The sequence below is a fragment of the Streptomyces sp. WMMC500 genome (genome assembly GCF_027497195.1).
Lineage (GTDB): Bacteria > Actinomycetota > Actinomycetes > Streptomycetales > Streptomycetaceae > Streptomyces.
The window spans coordinates 2,916,807-2,934,038 of sequence record NZ_CP114905.1; the positions used below are offsets into that span (position 1 = coordinate 2,916,807).

Sequence of the window (17,232 nt, forward strand, 5' to 3'; positions counted from 1 at the left end):
GGCACACGCGGTCGGATAAACAGGGTGTCCGTTGCACATTCGTACACGGAGCAGCGTGCCGACCCCCCATCACCCGCACCGTGAGAGGACCGCCATGCGACCTGGGCCCGTGTATGTCTCCCGGCGAACCGCTCTCAAGGTCTCCGCCGGCGCCGCGCTCGCCGCCGGCGGAGGCGGCGCGCTGCTGCTCGGCGGCAGGGCCGCGGCCGACGGCGGCGAGTCCCTGCGGCGGACGGCGGACGACCCGTCGTACGTGATCGGTACCGCCGACTGGGGCGCCCGGCCGCCCGCAGGCGACGTCTCCGTCTCGTCCGGCACGACCACGAAGATCGTCGTCCACCACACCGCGTTCCCGAACACCACGGACTACTCGTACGAGGCCGCGGTCTTCATGGCGCGCAAGATCCAGGACCTGCACATGGACGACAACGGGTGGATCGACAGCGGCCAGCACTTCTCGATCAGCCGCGGCGGCTACGTCCTGGAGGGCCGGCACCGCAGCCTGGAGGCGCTGGCCGACGGCGGCTTCCAGGTCGTCAGCGCGCACGCGGTCGGCGAGAACAGGCGCGGCATCGGCATCGAGAACGACGGCCACTACGTCAACGACACCCCGCCGCCCGCCCTGGTGTTCTCGCTGCAGCGGCTGTGCGTGACCATCGGCACGCAGTACGGCTTCGGCGCCGACCGCATCTTCGGCCACTGGGACTTCAACGACACGCAGTGCCCGGGCGCGCTCTTCTACCGCGAGTTCCCGGCGCTGCGCCGGCGGGTGGCGCATGTGCTCGGCCAGAGCCCGGACGCGATCCCGGCGCGCACCTGGCCCGACACGTTCACGTCCAGCAAGGGCGGCACGGTCGAGATGGCGCAGCGCCTGCTGCGCGCGTACGGGTACGAGCTGGCGGCGGACGGCGTGTACGGGCCGGAGACGCTGGAGGCGGTGCACACCTTCCAGCGCACGATGGGGCTGCCCGTCGCGGACGACGGCACGCTCGACAACGCGACGTGGGAGGCCATGACGGTGCCGGTGAGCACGGGCCACAGCGGGGAGGCGGTGCTCGCCGTGCAGCAGATGCTGGTGCGCAAGCTGCACCTGGCCGAGGCCACGGGCCGGTACGACGCGGCGACGACGACGGCGGTCGCCGAGATGCAGGAGCTGCACGGGCTGCAGGCGACGGGCGCGATGGACGTGGCCACGTGGTGCGCGACGGCGGGCGGGGTCGTCCGCGAGGAGTTCACGACCGCGTGAGCCGCCTCCCGGAGGCGGTGGACGCTAGCCGGGCGCCGCGAACCTGACCTCTCGCTTCTCCGCCTCCGGGGCCGCAAACGCCAGCAGCTCGCCGGCCGCCGCGGCAAGCCGGTCCTTGTCGCTTCCGGACAGCGGCGCGAACGGCCGGAGTTCGACGGCGGCCGAGGCCCGCTTCAGCTCCGGCTGCCACACGCCCGCGACGCGGCCGTCGAGCAGCATCGTGCCGCGGACGATGCCGTTCGCCGTGAACACCCGCCGCTCGTCGGCCTTGTCGATGATCCGGGTCCGGTCCGCGTGCGCGAGCAGCACGTTGTCGAAGGGGCCGAGGAGCAGCGGGGGCACCGGGGCGCCCGGGTCGGGCAACTCGGTGCCGGCGAGGTCGAACAGTTCCCGCCCCGTCGCGTCCCGGTACGTCACCAGCAGGGGGCGCAGCCGGTCGAAGACCCCCGTGAGCCGGGTCAGCGACAGCCACTTCTGCGCGTCGGCGACCGACGCCGGCCCGTACGCGGCGAGGTAGCGCAGCACCGTCCCGTCGGCGGCGGAGTCGGCGGCGGAGGGGGCGCCGAGCCACTGGTCGGCGTGCGCGTACACGAGCCCCCCGCTCGCGCCCCACACGCCGCGCGGCGGCACCTGCACCAGCGGCAGCAGCGAACGGGCAAGGTACGCGAGGTCGTTCGGCTCCCCTTCCGGCCACCGGGCGGCGAGCCGGGCGCCCAGCTCGTCGTTGTGCAGCGGCCCGGCGGCCAGCACGGCGCGGGCCGCGTCCGCCAGTTCGGCGGGGTCGAGGCCGGGGAGCTTGCGGCCCGCGGTGGTGGCGAACAGCGTCCTGTCGAGGTACGGCTGCACCACGGCCCGCAGCCGCAGCGCGTCGCGGGCGCTGACGAGGTGGATCGTGCCGCGCATCAGGACGACCCGCACGGCCCGGCGGCCGGTCAGCAGCGCCGACAGATCGCCGGTGGTGAACCCCGCGAGCCGGCTCCAGAGCTGGTAGTACGGGGCGTCGCCGGACTGCGCCTGGAGCGCGACGAGGTGCTCGACGGCGTCGAGGGGCGCCGCCTCGCGCCGCTCGACGAGCCACTGCCGGTGCAGCAGGGCGCGGCCCAGCGCGCGGGCGTCGAGGACGGTGCCGGGCGAGCTCATGCACGTTCCCTTCGTCATGCGGGTGTACGAGCATGCCACCCGTGATCCGCCGCGGCCCCGGCCGCCCGCGGCGGGAGCCGCCCCGGGCTAGGGGCTCCCCCGCCGGGCCGCGGGTCGCGGCGGGGTCCGTACCGCGCCGATGCTCGCCGCGATCACCATGCCGATCGCCGCGCACTGCACCACCGTGAGCCCCTGGTCCAGCACCAGGAACCCGGCGAGCGCGGCGAGCGCCGGCGCCAGGCTCATCATCAGCGCGAACGTCGCCGCCGGCAGCCGGCGCAGGGCGAACTGGTCCAGCGCGTACGGCAGCCCCGACGACAGCACCGCCACCGCCAGGCCCAGCCCCAGCGTCACCGGCTCCACCAGCTTGCTCCCCGCGCTGGCCACCCCGATCGGCACGCTGATCACCGCGGCCACCGACATCGCGATGGCCAGCCCGTCCGCCCGCGGGAACCGCGCTCCGGCGCGCGCGCTCAGCACGATGTACGCGGCCCACATGCTGCCCGCGCCGAGCGCGCACGCGACGCCCACGGGGTCGAGGCCGCCGAACCCGCCGCCGCTCAGCAGCACCACCCCGCCGAGCGCCAGCGCCGCCCACAGCAGGCTCGCCGCCCGCCGGTTGGTCAGCACGGACAGCGCCAGCGGCCCGAGCACCTCCAGCGTCACCGCAGGGCCCAGCGGGATCCGCTCGATGGCCTGGTAGAAGACCGTGTTCATGGCGCCGAGCGCGAAGCCGAAGCCGCACAGCACCGCCCAGTCGCCGCGCGTGTGCCCGCGCAGCCGCGGCCGGAAGACGAGCATCAGCACGACCGCGGACAGCGCCAGCCGCAGTGTCACCACGCCCAGCGCGCCCGCCCGCGGAAACAGCAGCGCGGCGACCGCGGCGCCGAACTGCGTGGACAGCGAGCCGGACACCACCAGCGCGACGCCGCCCAGCCGCCCGGCGCGTACCCCCGCGGCGGGCACCTCGGCGGGCACGGCACCGGCGGCGGGGGCCCCGGCGGAGGCGGCGGACACGGCGGAGGGGGCGGGGGAGGCAGACGCGGCGGGGCCGGGGCTCTGGGACGTCACGCCCCCACGCTACGAGCGCAGGCTCCGCACGTGAAATGCATGACCTGCTACGACCATGCTTCCCGGGCACCGCCGGCGGCACCGCGGCGGCCACGGCGCAGGCGCACCGGCGTCACTCGGTTGCGTACGTCCCGCCGACCGGCGCGCCCGCCGCCCCGCCGGTGCCGACGCTTGCGCGCCAGGTCGCCGGGGAAGCCGCCCAGGAACCGACGGGCCCCGAGAACCGTTGATCCATTAAGTGACGCGCGGGATACTTGGGCCCATAGAGGTAACAGCGGCAGAATCCACCCCATACGCCAGGCAATACGTCAGGAGACACCCATGGCAGGCTTTATCGACCGCGCGAAGGAGAAGGCGGAGACCGCGCTGAACCAGGGCAAGGAGAAGGTCGGGGAGGTGCAGGCGCAGCGCGAGGGCCAGGCCCTCCTGCGCCGGCTCGGCACCGCCTACTTCAACGAGCAGCGCGGCACCGGCTCCCCGCAGGAGGTGCAGGACGCCCTCCAGGCGGTCCACGCCCACATCGCCCAGCACGGCGACGGATTCCTCACCCGCGGCTGAGCCGGGCCGGTCCCCCGCGGCCCCGACCGCGGCGGTACGGGCCGAAGGCCCGCCACCGGCGAGTACCGGTCACCGAGCAGTCGCCGAGCAGCGCCCCGTGAACGCGGCAGAGCCCCCCGGACCCGCAGCCCCGCCCGAGCCCGCGGGCGGGCTGACGGGGCGGCTCGCCGCGCTCCGCCCCAGGTTGCCCTCCCCGCTGGAGGAGGTCGCCGACGACCGCCTCGCCGCCCGCGGCATACGGCTGCTGCTCAAGCGGGACGACCTGATCCACCCGGCGCTGCCGGGCAACAAGTGGCGCAAACTGATGCCCAACCTCCAGGCGCGGGCGGCCGGCTCCCCCGGCGGGGACGACCGCCCGCTGCTGACGTTCGGCGGCGCGTACTCCAACCACCTGCGGGCGACCGCCGCCGCGGGCCGGCTGCTCGGCATCCGCACCATCGGCGTGGTCCGCGGTGCGGAGCTGGCGGACCGCCCGCTCAACGGCTCCCTCGCGCAGGCCGCGGCGGACGGCATGCGGCTGCACTTCGTGCCGCGCGCGACGTACCGGCGGCGCACGGACCCCGCCTTCCACGCGGAGTTGCGCGCGGACTTCGGCGACTTCCAGCTCGTCCCGGAGGGCGGCAGCAACGCCGCGGCGGTACGCGGCTGCGCCGCACTCGGCCGCGAACTCGGCGACGAGTCCGGCGCGGCACAGACGGCGGTCGTCGCCTGCGGTACGGGCGGCACGCTCGCCGGCCTGGCCGCGGGGCTGCCCGCGGGCGCGCGGGCGATCGGCATACCGGTCCTCAGGGGCGGCTTCCTCGGCGCCGACGTCGAGCGGCTGCAGACCGCCGCGTTCGGCGGCCGGCGCGGCGACTGGCGTCTCGCGGACGGCTTCCACTTCGGCGGGTTCGCCCGGCGCACCCCCGAACTCGACGCCTTCGCCGCCGACTTCGCCGCCCGCCACGGCCTCGTCCCCGAACCCGTGTACGTCGCGAAGATGCTCTACGCCGTCGTCGCCCTCGCCGCGGACGGCGCGTTCCCCCGCGGCTCGACGGTCGCGGCGGTCGTCACCGGCTGACGCGGCGTCGCCCGGATGAGGGAAGCCGGTCGGCGGTTGTCGGCGGGCCCTGCCATAATGGCAACCCGGAGTGACCGCGCGGGAATTGGGACGAGATGAGCCCTAGCCACGGAGCGTAACGAGGGTTTACTATTAGTGACAGCCGCGGGATGGGGTGGCCTTCTCCGGTCCAGGAGACAGCAGCTCATCGCACGCGGTAGCGTCGCAGGCGAACGATTTGCCGCGCCGGTCCGTTACTCCCAGTGACGGGGGGCAGGCCGGCGTTCCCATGGCAGAGAGTCGCCACGCACCTTGGAGGTGAGGGTGTCCCAGTTCGAAGGCGAGCCCAGTCCGAAGGACTTCGTCGAAGTCCGGCTGCCGGCTGCGGGGGCGTACCTATCGGTGCTCCGCACCGCCACAGCAGGGCTCGCTGCCCGCCTGGACTTCACGCTCGACGAGATCGAGGATCTGCGCATCGCGGTCGACGAGGCCTGCGCCATCCTCCTCCAGCAGGCCGTCCCCGGCTCCGTTCTCACCTGCGTCTTCCAGCTCGGGGACGACGCACTGCTGGTGACGGTGTCCGCGCCGACCACCGACGGCCGGGCGCCCGAGCGCGACACCTTCGCGTGGACCGTGCTGTCCGCACTCGCGGGCAGGGTGGACGCGACCGTGGGAGACGACCGCACGGTCACGATCAGCCTGCTCAAGGAGCGCGGCGCGGCGCCGGGGCTGACGTGACGTACGTCAGGGGCGTTCCGATGCGAGACGAGGGCCGGCTGGCCGCGGCGGAGCGAGAGCGGGCGGACCACATGGACGGACTGCAGCAGCACGACAGGCGTGAACCGCAGGACCGCAGCGGCGCGCGGGCGATGTTCCACGAGCTGCGCAAGCTGCCCGCGGACTCCTCCGAGCACGCCGAGCTGCGGAACGCCCTCGTGCAGATGCACCTGCCGCTGGTGGAGCATCTGGCCCGGCGCTTCCGCAACCGCGGCGAGCCGCTGGACGACCTCACCCAGGTCGCCACCATCGGCCTGATCAAGTCCGTGGACCGCTTCGACCCCGACCGCGGCGTGGAGTTCTCGACGTACGCGACTCCCACGGTCGTCGGCGAGATCAAGCGGCACTTCCGCGACAAGGGCTGGGCGGTGCGGGTGCCGCGGCGGCTCCAGGAGCTGCGGCTGTCGCTGACCTCCGCCACCGCCGAGCTCTCCCAGTTGCACGGCCGGGCCCCGACGGTGCACGAGCTGGCGCAGAAGCTCAACATCTCCGAGGAAGAGGTCCTGGAGGGCCTGGAGTCGGCGAACGCGTACTCCACGCTCTCCCTCGACGTCCCCGACACCGACGACGAGTCGCCGGCGGTCGCCGACACCCTCGGCGCGGAGGACGACGCGCTGGAGGGCGTCGAGTACCGCGAGTCGCTCAAGCCGCTGCTGGAGGAGCTGCCGCCGCGGGAGAAGAAGATCCTGCTGCTCCGCTTCTTCGGGAACATGACCCAGTCCCAGATCGCCCAGGAGGTCGGCATCTCGCAGATGCACGTCTCCCGGCTACTGGCGCGCACGCTGGCGCAGTTGCGCGAGCGGCTGCTCGTCGAGGAGTGAGCGGCGGGGCGCGTGCGCCCCGCCGTGACCCCCGAGGCGCTGTGCGCCGTTCTCCCGCACCCGGAACGTCCGCGGCGCCCGCCGGGGTGTCCTCGCGGCGTACGGGCCGTGTGACGGCGCGTACGGGCCCGTGTGCCCGCTCCCCCGGCCCGCGCCGCGGGGCTACGCCGTCCGGCTCGGCCCCACGCCCAGCGCGTCCGCGGTGCTCGGGCTGAGCACGCAGACGAGCGTCACCACCGCGACCACCCCCAGCACGAGGCCCAGCGGCAGCGTCACGCCGCCCGCGGACGCCATCGCCACGGACACCGGCAGCGCCAGGATCTGCGTGATCATCGAAGGGCCGCGGCTCCAGCGGCGCTGCCGCCACAGCCCGTGCGCGGCGGCCAGCGGCAGCGCGGCGAGCGCCAGCACGGTGAGCCCGCCGAAGACGGCCTGGCGGGTGCTGTCCGGTTCGCCGAAGATCCCGAGCACCAGCTCGTAGCCTCCGAGGGCCGCGATGACGAGCCCCTCGACGGCGGTCAGTACCGCGGCGACGGCCACCCGAGGGGGCCGCGGCCCGCGCGTGCCGCTCTCCGCGGCCTTACCGGACGTGGCGTCCTTCGCGGTCTCCGGCCGCTTCTCCCCGCCAGCCGTCCGCTTGCCCGGCTGCGCCTTGCCCGACCCCGGGGTGCCCGCCTTCGGCCCGGCCGGCTTCCTCTTCCCCGTCGCGGACGCGCCGCCACCGGCGGCGCCGCGCTTGACCGGCGTACCCGCCGAAGCCCCCGCCGCCTTCTCCTGCCCGGACCGAGCGGGAGACCGCTTCCGCCCGCCCCGGCCCTGCGTTCCGCTCATGCTCCCCAGCGTACTGGGGCCGCGGCGCCCGCCGCGGCGGGGCTGGGCCCGTCTACTTTTCGGTAGGTAATCTGCATGCCATGCGTGCGCTCCTCGTGGTGAACCCCGCCGCCACCGACACCAGTGCCCGGACCCGCGACGTGCTGATCCACGCGCTCGCCAGCGACCTGAAGCTGGAGACGGTCACCACCGAGTACCGGGGCCACGCCCGCGACGTGGCACGGCAGGCGGCCGACGGCGGCGAGGTCGACGTGGTCGTCGCCCTCGGCGGCGACGGCACCGTCAACGAGGTCGTCAACGGCCTGCTGCACCGCGGCCCCGCCCCCGAGGACCTGCCCCGGCTCGCCGTCGTCCCCGGCGGCTCCACGAACGTCTTCGCCCGCGCCCTCGGCCTGCCCAACGACGCGGTCGAGGCGACCGGCGCGCTGCTCGACGCGATGCACTCCGGCAGCGAGCGCACCGTCGGCCTCGGGCTCGCCTCCGGCACCCCGGACACCGACGACGAGGGCGCGCCGGCGCGGTGGTTCACGTTCTGCGCGGGCCTCGGGTTCGACGCGGGCGTCGTCGGCCGCGTCGAGCAGAAGCGCGAGCGCGGCAAGAAGTCCACCCACCCGCTCTACGTCCGCCAGTTGCTGCGCCAGTGGCTCGGCGAGGGCGACCGCAGGCACGGCGCGATCACCCTGCGGCGGCCGGCCGAGGACCCCGTCGAGGGCCTGGTGCTCTCGCTCGTCTGCAACACCTCGCCGTGGAGCTACCTGGGCAACCGCCCCCTCTACGCGACCCCCGGCGCGTCCTTCGACACCGCCCTCGACGTGCTCGGACTCGCCCGCCTCTCCACGCCGTCGCTGCTGCGCTACGGGACCCAGTTGCTCACCTCGTCGCCGGATCGCGGGCCGCAGGGCAAGCACGCGGTGTCGCTGCACGACCTCACCGACTTCACCTTGGAATCACAGGCGCCACTGCCCTTCCAGATGGACGGTGACCACCTCGGACTGCGTACGAGCGTGACCTTCACAGGCGTACGGCGCGCACTGCGTGTGATTGTGTGAGTGGAAGGCCCGAAAGTCCTTCCAGTCGAACGTTTAGGCTCCACCTCACCCCCTGGAAGTGGGGCCCTGAGTCAACTGGGACCAAGGAATCCAAAGAAACTTCCCGGAAGGGGTTGTATCCGAAGCTGAGGTTTGCGAACCTCTTCATGGCGGCCGGAGCGCCTCCCCTCAGGGGACCCCACCTCCGGCGTACTCGCCCCCTCCACATGTTGAAGGTCACACCGGAAATCTGGTCGGGCCCCTTCACTTGTCGGAGGATTCGTGAAAGCGTTCACATTCACAAGCAACTGACAGCAACGCGAAGAGATGGAGCAGTCATGGACTGGCGTCACAGCGCCGTTTGCCGCGAGGAAGACCCCGAGCTCTTCTTCCCGATCGGCAACACCGGTCCTGCGCTGCTGCAGATCGAGGAAGCCAAGGCCGTCTGCCGTCGCTGCCCCGTGATGGAGCAGTGCCTGCAGTGGGCGCTGGAGTCCGGTCAGGACTCCGGTGTCTGGGGTGGCCTCAGCGAGGACGAGCGCCGCGCGATGAAGCGCCGCGCCGCCCGCAACCGGGCGCGCAGGGCCAGCGCCTGACCCGACACCCCCCGGATGCGCGAAGGCGCCGTGGGACCCACGGCGCCGCTCTCCCCGAGCCGCAGCGCAGCAGCCACAAGCCGCACCACGAGTCACCGCAGAGCCCCGGAGCCGTCGGCCCGGGGCTTTTTGCCGCCCGCTTCCGTACGCGCCCCCCGGCGCGTCAGCGCTTCTCAGGTTGCACGGGAAGGTCGAACACCACCCGCGTGCCCCCCTCCGGCGCCCGCGCCATCGAGAACGTGCCCGCCAACTCCCCCTCGACCAGCGTGCGGACGATCTGCAGCCCCAGGCTCCCGGACGTCGCCGCGTCGAACCCCTCGGGCAGCCCCCGCCCGTCGTCCTGCACGGTGACCAGCAGCCGGCTGTCCTGCCGCCCGCTGGAGCGCAGCGCGGTGACCTCCACGCGCCCCGACTCCCCCGGCCCGAAGCCGTGTTCCAACGCGTTCTGCAGCACCTCGGTCAGCACCATGGACAGCGGCGTGGCGACCTCCGCCTGCAGCACGCCGAAGCGGCCGGAGCGGTGTCCCGTCACCCGGCCGGGGTTGATCTCCGCCACCATCGCGACCACCCGGTCGGCGATCTCGTCGAACTCCACGGTCTCGTCCAGGTTCTGCGACAGCGTCTCGTGCACGATGGCGATCGAGCCGACCCGCCGCACCGCCTCGTCCAGCGCCGCCCGCGCCCGCCCGTCGGGGTCCTCGGCGGCGAGCCGGCGCGACTGGAGCCGCAGCAGCGCGGCGACGGTCTGGAGATTGTTCTTCACCCGGTGGTGGATCTCGCGGATCGTGGCGTCCTTGGTCATCAACTCGCGTTCGCGCCGCCGGATCTCGGTGACGTCGCGCAGCAGCACCAGCGATCCGATGCGGGTGCCGCGCGGCTTCAGCGGGATCGCGCGCAACTGGATCACGCCGCCGTTGCCCTCCACCTCCGCCTCCCGCGGCGCCCACCCGCTGGCGAGCTTGACCAGCGCCTCGTCCACCGGCTCCTTGCTCACGGCCAGCTCCGAGGTGGCCTCGCCGAGGTGGCGGCCGACGAGGTCGGCGGCCTGGCCGAGGCGGTGGTACGCGGAGAGCGCGTTCGGCGAGGCGTACTGCACGATGCCGTCCGCGTCGAGCCGGATGAGCCCGTCGCCGACCCGCGGCGAGGTCTCCGTGTCGCCCTGCTGGCCGGGGTAGGGGAAGGCACCCGCGGCGATCATCTGCGCGAGGTCGGAGGCGCTCTGCAGGTACGTCAGCTCCAGCCGGCTGGGCGTGCGCACGGTCAGCAGGTTGGTGTTGCGGGCGATGACGCCGAGGACGCGGCTCTCCCGGCGCACCGGGATGGACTCGATCCGTACGGGCACCTCCTCGCGCCACTCCGGGTCGCCCTCGCGCACGATCCGGCCCTCGTCGAGGGCCACGTCGAGCATGGGGCGCCGGCCGCGCGGGACAGTGTGGCCGACCATGTCGTCCTGGTACGAGGTGGGGCCGGTGTTCGGACGCATCTGCGCCACGGAGACGTAGCGGGCGCCGTCGACGGTCGGGACCCAGAGCACGAGGTCGGCGAAGGACAGGTCGGCGAGCAACTGCCACTCCGATACGAGGAGGTGCAGCCACTCCAGGTCGGTCTCGCTCAGCGCCGTGTGCCGGCGGACGAGTTCGTTCATGGACGGCACACCTGGAGCCTACCTGCGAGGGGAGGTGCTCCGGCCGCCGCGAACTTCGGGCCGCGATGCCTGGACCGGGACCCTCAACCCGTCCGGCACCGCGGCCCGGAGCCAAGCACCGGTGCGCGTCGCGAGGTGTGCGGCCCCGCGGCGTCGCAGCCGGTGAGGAGGCCGGGACGCAGTCAGGGCAGAGAACGTCTCGGGCCTCGTTCCGCCCCGTCGTGCGGAAGGGGCGGAAACCTGACAAGCATTGTGGACTAGACCACTCCCGGCTGTCTACGCCCCGGACGCACCGACTTCGCGGCCGTCCACCGCCGCCGCGAACCCCGCCGCCGCGACCTCCGCAACCCGCTGCAGCAGCTCCCGGTCCGCACCGTCCCTGGCCTGCGCGGACATGCCCTGGAGCACGGCCCCCGCGTAGCTCGCCAGCTCCTCGGCGTCGGTCCCGGGCGGCAGCACGCCGGCGGTCACGTCGGCCCGGACGCGCGCGGTCATGGCCGCGAGGTTCAGGGCGCGCAGCTCGCGCATCTTCTCGACCACCTCCGGGGTGGTGGCGCTCACGCCGACGCTGAGGACCATGCAGCCGCGCGGCCGGTCGGGAGCGGTGTAGCCGACGGCGGCCTCGCGCAGGATGCGCGTGAAGGCCGCGACGGCGGTGGGCTCCTCGGCCAGCGCGCGGTCGATGAACGTGCCGTTGTCGGTGCGCGCGTACGCCTCGACCGCCGCGTCGAAGAGCGCCTTCTTGTCGCCGAAGGCGGCGTACAGGCTCGGCGCGCCGATGCCGAGGACGCGGGTGAGGTCGGCGACCGAGGTGGCCTCGTAGCCGTGCCGCCAGAACGCGTACAGGGCCTTCTCCAGCGCCTCGTCGCGGTCGAAGGAACGGGGGCGTCCGCGCTGTTTGGTGGCCATGGCAACAATTCTATAGCGCCCGTTAGCCAATGTGATACGGTCCTTTCTGTAGCGACCTTTACAGAAAGGGGGGCGCAGCCATGGGCGCGCTCACAGGCAAGACGGCACTGGTCACGGGCGCGAGCCGCGGGATCGGCAGGGCCATCGCGGAGCGGCTGGGGCGGGACGGCGCGCGCGTCGCCGTGCACTACGGCAGCAACGAGGCGGCGGCGAAGGAGACCGTGGCCGCGATCGAGGCGGCCGGCGGCGAGGCGTTCGCGATCAGGGCCGAGCTGGGCGTGCCGGGCGACGCGGCGGCGCTGTGGGCGGAGTTCGACCGGCACGCGGACGGGCTCGACATCCTCGTCAACAACGCGGGCGTCGCGCTGCAGGCGCTCATCGAGGACACCGAGGAGGCCGACTTCGACCGGCTGTTCGCGGTGAACACCAGGGCGCCGTTCTTCGTCACCAAGCTGGGCCTGCCCCGGCTGCGGGACGGCGGACGCATCGTCAACGTCTCCACGGTGGCCACGCACGCGGCGCTGATGCCGCCGCTGCTGGCGTACACGATGTCCAAGGGCGCGGTCGACGCCTTCACCAAGTTCCTGTCGAAGTCCGTCGGGGAGCGGGGCATCACCGTCAACGCGATCGGGCCCGGCGCCCTCGACACCGACATGAACGCCGACTGGCTGCGCGACAACGACGACGCCAAGGCCGGCATGGCCGCGGTCTCCCCGCTCCGCCGGATCCCGGAGGTGAGCGAGGTGGCGGACCAGGTGGCGTATCTGGCCTCCCCCGCGGCCGGCGTGCTGACCGGCCTGTACGTGGACGTCTCCGGCGGCGTGGTGCTGTAACGCACGCGCGTACGGGCACGGCCCCGGCTCCCTCAGGGGGCCGGGGCCGTCGTCGTACGAGACGGGTTCGGCGGGTCTGCGCGACCTCGGCGAACGGGCGGAGCGCTCAGCGGGTCTCCGTGACCTTCGCCAGCGAACGCGGGGCGTCCGGGTCCTGGCCGCGGGCGATGGTGACCTCGTAGGCGAGCAGTTGCAGCGGCAGGATCTCCAGGATCGGCTGCACCTCCTCCGCCACCCCCGCCGTGGGCAGCGCGAAGCCCCCCGCGGCGGCGTCGACCTGCGCCTGAGGGCCGACGACGACGAGGTCCGCGCCGCGGTCGCGCAGCCGGTCGAGCACCGGCTGCAGCGCCTGGCCGCCGCGGCCGTCGGTGACGATGGCGATGACCGGCGAGACGTTGTCGACCATGGCCAGCGGGCCGTGCAGCAGGTCGGCGCCGGAGTAGGAGAGCGCCGGGATGTACGACGTCTCCATCAGCTTCAGCGCGGCCTCCTTGGCCGTCGGATAGCCGAAGCCGCGCGAGGTGAGGACCATCCGCTCGGCGAAGCGGTAGCGCTGCGCCAGGGCCTTCACCTCGTCCTGCCGGGCGAGGATCTGCTCGGCCAGTTCCGGCAGCACCGCCGCCGCCTCGCCGCGCCCGCCGCGCATGCCCTCGACGAAGAGGTACAGCGCGAGCAGCGAGGCGGTGTACGTCTTGGTCGCCGGCAGGGCCTTCTCCGGGCCCGCCTGGACGTCGATGTGGTACTCGCTGACGCCGGCCAGCGGGGAGTCCGGGTTGTTGGTCACCGCCAGCGTGAGGGCGCCGGCCTCGCGGGCGGCCTTGGTGGAGGCGACGAGGTCGGGCGAGCCGCCGGACTGGCTGACGGTGATCACCAGCACGTCGGTGAGGTCCTGCTTGGCCTCGTACGCCGTGGTGGTGGACATCGAGGTCAGCCCGCACGGCAGCCCGAGCCGGATCTCCAGCAGGTACTTGGCGTACAGCGCGGCGTTGTCCGACGTGCCGCGCGCCGTCAGCAGGACGAAGCGCGGCGACCGGGCCGCGATGGCCTCGGCGACCCCGCGGATCTCCGGGGCGCCGTGCGCCAGGACGCGGCGCAGGGCCTCGGGCTGTTCGGCCATCTCGCCGGCCATGATCAGGCCCGGCTGGGCGGCAGTCATGCGGGGTTGCCTCCGTAGTGCGGTGTCAGGTGATCCGGGGGTGGCGGTCAGGCCCCGGCGCCCTTGCCGGTGATGACCTCCGCGGCGGCGCGTCCGCAGACGCGGGCGGCACCGTGGGTCGCGATGTGCGGCGCCCCGCGCGGCGGCGCCTGCGGCACGCCCATCTCCACCACGACGGTGTCGGGACGGGCGGCGAGCAGGGCGTCGAGCGCGTCCGCCATCCAGGGGTGGCGGTGGACGTCGCGTACCACTGCGACGATCCTACGATCACCGGCCGCCGCGAGCACATTTGCGGTCAGCGCCGACAAACCCTCCCGGCTCGCCGCGTCCCCGCTCGCGCCGCCCTCGGCGCCCAGGGCCGAGCCGTCGAAGACCGCGGACTCGGTGCCGGGCAGCTCGCGCTCCAGCTCCGCGCCGACGCCCCACGGGGTCTCCTGCCCCACCGCGATGCTGGCCACCGGCGTGAACCCCGCGACGTACACCGGGCCGGCCGGCGGCTCGTAGCCCGCGGCGCCCGTGACGCGCAGCGCCCGGCGCGCCGCGGCCTGGCCGACACCGGGGTCCGGCGCGATCCCCTCCACCGCGCCGGACGCCGTCTCCGCCGACCAGGCCGCCAGCGCCCGTACCCGGGCGGCGGCGTCCGCGAGCCGCTCCTCGGGCAGGTCCCCGGCGCGCACCGCCGCCACCAGGGCGTCGCGGGTGCGCAGCACGATCTCCTCGTCCCCGCGGGCGCCGATGCACATCGCGTCGGCGCCGGCCGCGACGGCCCGTACCGCACCGCCCTCGATGCCGTACGTCGCGGCGATGGCCCGCATCTCCAGGGCGTCCGTGATGATCAGTCCGGTGAAGCCGAGCCCGCCGTCGGCGACGGGGGCGCGCAGCAGGCCGGTGAGCACCGCGGGGCTGACGGTGGCGGGCAGGTCGGTACGCAGGGCGGGCAGCAGGATGTGCGCGCTCATCACGGCCTTGGTGCCGGCCGCGACCGCGGCCCGGAACGGCACCAGTTCGCGCTCGCGCAGCACGTCGACGGGGACGTCGATGCGCGGCATCGCGTGGTGCGAGTCGACGTTGGTGTCGCCGTGGCCGGGGAAGTGCTTCGCGCAGGCGCTGACGCCCGCGTCCTGGAGGCCCTCGATGTACGCGGCGGTGTGCCGGGCGACGAGCGCGGGGTCGGCGCCGAAGGAGCGCGCGCCGATGACGGGGTTGTCGGGGTTGGAGTTGACGTCGGCGGACGGCGCCCAGTCGAGGTTGACGCCGACCTCGGCGAGGCGGCGGCCCAGCTCCCGGGCGACGGCCCGGGTCAGCCCGGGGTCGTCGACGGCGCCGAGGGCGAGGTTGCCGGGGAACGAGGAGCCGGTGCGCACTTCGAGGCGGGTGACGTCGCCGCCCTCCTCGTCCATCGCCACCAGCACGTCGGGCCGGGCGGCGCGCAGCCGCGCGGTGAGCCGGGCGACCTGCTCGGGGTTCTCGACGTTGCGGCCGAAGAGCCCGACGCCGGTCAGGCCCTCGTCGAGGCGGCGCAGCACCCAGTCCGGGGGCTCGGTGCCCAGGAAGCTCGGCTGCAGTACGGCGAGGGCGTCCCGGGTCAGGGTGTCGGTGCTCCCTGCGAGTGTCGTCATGGCCGTCGTGCTGTCCCTTCCCGCGGCGGGTCGTTCCGCCGCAGCTTACGAGGTGGTGCGTCAGCCCTTCACGGCCCCGGTGGTGAGGCCGGAGGTGACCTTGCGCTGCAGGTACAGGAAGAGCAGCAGGATGGGCAGGGAGAACAGCGACGCGGCGGCCATGGTGGCGCCCCAGTCGTCGCCGAAGTTGGTCTGGAACTGCGACAGCCACAGCGGCAGGGTCTGCGCCTCGGCCTCCTTGTTGAGGACCAGCACCATCGGGAACTCGTTCCAGGCGGTGATGAAGCCGAAGAGCGAGGTGGCCATCAGGCCCGGCGCCAGCAGCGGGAAGATCACCTTGCGGAACGCCTGGGTGCGGCTGGCGCCGTCGACCATGGCCGCCTCCTCCAGGTCCTTGGGCACCGCGGCCACGTAGGTGCGCAGGGTCAGGAGGGTCAGCGGCAGCACCATCACGGTGTAGAAGAGCGTGAGTGGCACGAGGCTGTTCAGCATGTCGGCGTCGCGCACCAGCATGTACACGGAGATGACCATGACCTCCCAGGGGGCCATCTGCGCGAACATGAACACCAGGATGATGCCGGTACGGCCGCGGAAGCGCATCCGCGCGATGGCGAACGACGCCAGCAGCGCGATGAGCAGCGAGAAGCCGACCGCCAGCAGGGTCACCGTGAGCGAGTTCTTCCAGAAGTTCCAGAAGTTGTCGGCGTCGAAGGCCGTGCGGTAGTGCTCGAAGGTGGGGTCCAGGGGGAACCAGACCGGGTCCTCGCTGATGATGTCGCCGGTCGGCTTGAAGGACGTGGCGAACATCCAGTACACGGGGAAGAGGAAGATGACGAACAGCACCATGGCCGTCGCGTTGGGCCAGAAGCGGCCGATGAACGAGCGCCTCACGAGTCTTCCCTCTCCTGCTTCAGGGCCATGCGGATGTAGTACGACGTCAGCCCCATCAGCACCAGGATCGTGAGCACGGAGATCGCCGCGCCCATGCCGTAGTGCTGGTTGCCGACGCCCTCGACGAAGGCGTAGACGGGGAGCGTCTCGGTGAGCCGGTCGGGACCGCCGCCGTTGATCGCGTAGACGTGCGGGAACGCCTTGAAGATCCAGATGATCTCCAGGAACGTGGTCGCGATGAGGAACGGCTTGATGAAGGGCAGGGTCACCGAGGTGAACGTGCGCCAGGCGCCGGCGCCGTCGAGCCCCGCGGCCTCGTACAGCTCCTTGGCGATCGTCGTCGTGGCGGCGTAGAGGTTGATCGCCACGAACGGGATCGACGTCCAGACGAGCATCACCGTGATCACGAAGAAGGTGGAGAACTGGCTGCTGGTCCAGGAGTAGTCGGCCATGGAGTGCCAGCCGAGCTTGTCCAGGATCCAGTTGACGACGCCGTAGCGCTCGGCGAACAGCCACTGGTAGACGGTGGTGGCCGCGATGATGGGCATCGCCCAGGCGAGCACGAGCGCCATCAGCAGGGTGAGCCGCATCTTGCGGCCGAGCCGGGCGAGCAGCAGCCCGACCAGGGTGCCCAGCACCATGATGAGCGTCACGTTGATGGAGGTGAAGACCACCGTCCGGAGCGTGACGCGCCAGAAGTCCTCGCCGCCGAGGACGTCGGTGTAGTTGTCGAAGCCGTTCCAGACCGTGAGGTGCTGGATCAGCTCCTTCATGCCGAGCTGCTGGAACGACAGGATGCCGTTCTTCACCAGCGGATAGCCCAGCAGCACCGCGGTGATCGCCAGCGCGGGCAGCAGCAGCAGGTACGGGAGGGTGCCGGACGTTCCCTGGGACTTGCGGTGGCGTCCCGGCGGTGGGGGTTGTGGCGTACGGGTGCGGCCTTTGACCTTCTCGGCGGCCGGCCTCGGTATCTGCACAGTCATGATGCGGCGATCTCTTCGGGACGAGGTGGTTTCGGACCCGCGGGTGCGGGCGGGGCCGGGGCTCACCCGGTCCCGCCCGCCCGGTGACA

At 73.2% G+C, this 17,232-nt stretch carries 17 protein-coding genes; 8 read left to right on the top strand and 9 right to left on the bottom strand.

Features of this window, described 5'->3' with window-relative positions:
* Positions 1-94 precede the first annotated feature (94 nt).
* Positions 95-1,246 carry an N-acetylmuramoyl-L-alanine amidase gene (locus O7599_RS11985; RefSeq protein WP_281622136.1) on the top strand — a complete coding sequence of 384 codons (1,152 nt, stop codon included), beginning with the start codon at positions 95-97 and terminating at the stop codon, positions 1,244-1,246.
* 24 nt (positions 1,247-1,270) lie between these two features.
* Here the strand turns inward: O7599_RS11985 and O7599_RS11990 are convergent, their stop codons facing one another.
* Positions 1,271-2,386 carry a winged helix DNA-binding domain-containing protein gene (locus tag O7599_RS11990; RefSeq protein ID WP_281622137.1) on the bottom strand — a complete coding sequence of 372 codons (1,116 nt, stop codon included), beginning with the start codon at positions 2,384-2,386 and terminating at the stop codon, positions 1,271-1,273.
* An 87-nt stretch (positions 2,387-2,473) separates the two neighbouring features.
* The gene (locus O7599_RS11995; RefSeq protein WP_281622138.1) at positions 2,474-3,457 is read right to left on the bottom strand and encodes an EamA family transporter; all 984 of its coding nucleotides are present in this window, start codon (positions 3,455-3,457) and stop codon (positions 2,474-2,476) included.
* Positions 3,458-3,778: 321 nt separating this feature from the next.
* Between O7599_RS11995 and O7599_RS12000 the strand changes: the two genes are divergently transcribed.
* The 4 genes from O7599_RS12000 (at position 3,779) to O7599_RS12015 (ending at position 6,652) form a co-directional block, all read left to right on the top strand.
* Positions 3,779-4,015, top strand: coding sequence for a hypothetical protein (locus O7599_RS12000; protein ID WP_281622139.1), 237 nt, complete (start codon positions 3,779-3,781; stop codon positions 4,013-4,015).
* Positions 4,016-4,166: 151 nt separating this feature from the next.
* Positions 4,167-5,075, top strand: a complete 909-nt coding sequence (locus O7599_RS12005; protein ID WP_281623354.1) for a pyridoxal-phosphate dependent enzyme — start codon at positions 4,167-4,169, stop codon at positions 5,073-5,075.
* Between the two features lie 303 nt (positions 5,076-5,378).
* On the top strand, positions 5,379-5,792 hold the full coding sequence (locus O7599_RS12010) for an anti-sigma regulatory factor (protein ID WP_027753975.1): 414 nt from the start codon (positions 5,379-5,381) through the stop codon (positions 5,790-5,792).
* On the top strand, positions 5,681-6,652 hold the full coding sequence (locus O7599_RS12015; protein WP_281622140.1) for an RNA polymerase sigma factor SigF: 972 nt from the start codon (positions 5,681-5,683) through the stop codon (positions 6,650-6,652). The genes O7599_RS12010 and O7599_RS12015 overlap by 112 nt, the downstream gene beginning before the upstream one ends.
* A 162-nt stretch (positions 6,653-6,814) precedes the next feature.
* On the opposite strand, the gene O7599_RS12020 is transcribed toward O7599_RS12015, so the two are convergent.
* On the bottom strand, positions 6,815-7,483 hold the full coding sequence (locus O7599_RS12020; protein ID WP_281622141.1) for a hypothetical protein: 669 nt from the start codon (positions 7,481-7,483) through the stop codon (positions 6,815-6,817).
* A gap of 80 nt (positions 7,484-7,563) precedes the next feature.
* Here O7599_RS12020 and O7599_RS12025 point away from each other — a divergent pair, with 80 nt between their 5' ends.
* Both O7599_RS12025 and O7599_RS12030 read left to right on the top strand, forming a co-directional pair.
* Positions 7,564-8,532: a diacylglycerol kinase family protein gene (locus tag O7599_RS12025; RefSeq protein ID WP_281622142.1), complete on the top strand. Its 969-nt coding sequence runs from the start codon at positions 7,564-7,566 to the stop codon at positions 8,530-8,532.
* A 317-nt stretch (positions 8,533-8,849) separates the two neighbouring features.
* The gene (locus O7599_RS12030; RefSeq protein ID WP_018835069.1) at positions 8,850-9,107 is read left to right on the top strand and encodes a WhiB family transcriptional regulator; all 258 of its coding nucleotides are present in this window, start codon (positions 8,850-8,852) and stop codon (positions 9,105-9,107) included.
* Positions 9,108-9,270: 163 nt separating this feature from the next.
* On the opposite strand, the gene O7599_RS12035 is transcribed toward O7599_RS12030, so the two are convergent.
* Positions 9,271-10,752, bottom strand: coding sequence for a PAS domain-containing sensor histidine kinase (locus O7599_RS12035; protein WP_281622143.1), 1,482 nt, complete (start codon positions 10,750-10,752; stop codon positions 9,271-9,273).
* A gap of 276 nt (positions 10,753-11,028) precedes the next feature.
* Complete coding sequence (locus O7599_RS12040) at positions 11,029-11,661, bottom strand: TetR/AcrR family transcriptional regulator (RefSeq protein ID WP_281622144.1); 633 nt, start codon at positions 11,659-11,661, stop codon at positions 11,029-11,031.
* A gap of 80 nt (positions 11,662-11,741) precedes the next feature.
* Here O7599_RS12040 and O7599_RS12045 point away from each other — a divergent pair, with 80 nt between their 5' ends.
* Positions 11,742-12,494: an SDR family oxidoreductase gene (locus tag O7599_RS12045; RefSeq protein WP_281622145.1), complete on the top strand. Its 753-nt coding sequence runs from the start codon at positions 11,742-11,744 to the stop codon at positions 12,492-12,494.
* A gap of 106 nt (positions 12,495-12,600) precedes the next feature.
* Here the strand turns inward: O7599_RS12045 and O7599_RS12050 are convergent, their stop codons facing one another.
* From O7599_RS12050 to O7599_RS12065, 4 genes are read right to left on the bottom strand one after another with little or no spacing between them, the layout of a single operon-like run.
* Positions 12,601-13,650: an SIS domain-containing protein gene (locus tag O7599_RS12050; protein ID WP_281622146.1), complete on the bottom strand. Its 1,050-nt coding sequence runs from the start codon at positions 13,648-13,650 to the stop codon at positions 12,601-12,603.
* A 47-nt stretch (positions 13,651-13,697) separates the two neighbouring features.
* Positions 13,698-15,269 carry a glycoside hydrolase family 3 N-terminal domain-containing protein gene (locus tag O7599_RS12055; RefSeq protein ID WP_281622147.1) on the bottom strand — a complete coding sequence of 524 codons (1,572 nt, stop codon included), beginning with the start codon at positions 15,267-15,269 and terminating at the stop codon, positions 13,698-13,700.
* 60 nt (positions 15,270-15,329) lie between these two features.
* The gene (locus tag O7599_RS12060; RefSeq protein ID WP_281622148.1) at positions 15,330-16,160 is read right to left on the bottom strand and encodes a carbohydrate ABC transporter permease; all 831 of its coding nucleotides are present in this window, start codon (positions 16,158-16,160) and stop codon (positions 15,330-15,332) included.
* Positions 16,157-17,143 carry a sugar ABC transporter permease gene (locus O7599_RS12065; protein WP_281622149.1) on the bottom strand — a complete coding sequence of 329 codons (987 nt, stop codon included), beginning with the start codon at positions 17,141-17,143 and terminating at the stop codon, positions 16,157-16,159. Before O7599_RS12065 ends, O7599_RS12060 begins: the two co-directional genes overlap by 4 nt.
* Positions 17,144-17,232 lie beyond the last annotated feature (89 nt).

What these genes read in the sequence shown, in the direction of transcription:
- O7599_RS11985 (WP_281622136.1), top strand. Translation starts at nt 95, where the DNA reads ATGCGACCTGGGCCCGTGTATGTCTCCCGGCGAACCGCTCTCAAGGTC.
- O7599_RS11990 (WP_281622137.1), bottom strand. Translation starts at nt 2,386, where the DNA reads ATGAGCTCGCCCGGCACCGTCCTCGACGCCCGCGCGCTGGGCCGCGCC.
- O7599_RS12000 (WP_281622139.1), top strand. Translation starts at nt 3,779, where the DNA reads ATGGCAGGCTTTATCGACCGCGCGAAGGAGAAGGCGGAGACCGCGCTG.
- O7599_RS12020 (WP_281622141.1), bottom strand. Translation starts at nt 7,483, where the DNA reads ATGAGCGGAACGCAGGGCCGGGGCGGGCGGAAGCGGTCTCCCGCTCGG.
- O7599_RS12025 (WP_281622142.1), top strand. Translation starts at nt 7,564, where the DNA reads ATGCGTGCGCTCCTCGTGGTGAACCCCGCCGCCACCGACACCAGTGCC.
- O7599_RS12030 (WP_018835069.1), top strand. Translation starts at nt 8,850, where the DNA reads ATGGACTGGCGTCACAGCGCCGTTTGCCGCGAGGAAGACCCCGAGCTC.
- O7599_RS12035 (WP_281622143.1), bottom strand. Translation starts at nt 10,752, where the DNA reads ATGAACGAACTCGTCCGCCGGCACACGGCGCTGAGCGAGACCGACCTG.
- O7599_RS12040 (WP_281622144.1), bottom strand. Translation starts at nt 11,661, where the DNA reads ATGGCCACCAAACAGCGCGGACGCCCCCGTTCCTTCGACCGCGACGAG.
- O7599_RS12045 (WP_281622145.1), top strand. Translation starts at nt 11,742, where the DNA reads ATGGGCGCGCTCACAGGCAAGACGGCACTGGTCACGGGCGCGAGCCGC.
- O7599_RS12050 (WP_281622146.1), bottom strand. Translation starts at nt 13,650, where the DNA reads ATGACTGCCGCCCAGCCGGGCCTGATCATGGCCGGCGAGATGGCCGAA.
- O7599_RS12055 (WP_281622147.1), bottom strand. Translation starts at nt 15,269, where the DNA reads ATGACGACACTCGCAGGGAGCACCGACACCCTGACCCGGGACGCCCTC.
- O7599_RS12065 (WP_281622149.1), bottom strand. Translation starts at nt 17,143, where the DNA reads ATGACTGTGCAGATACCGAGGCCGGCCGCCGAGAAGGTCAAAGGCCGC.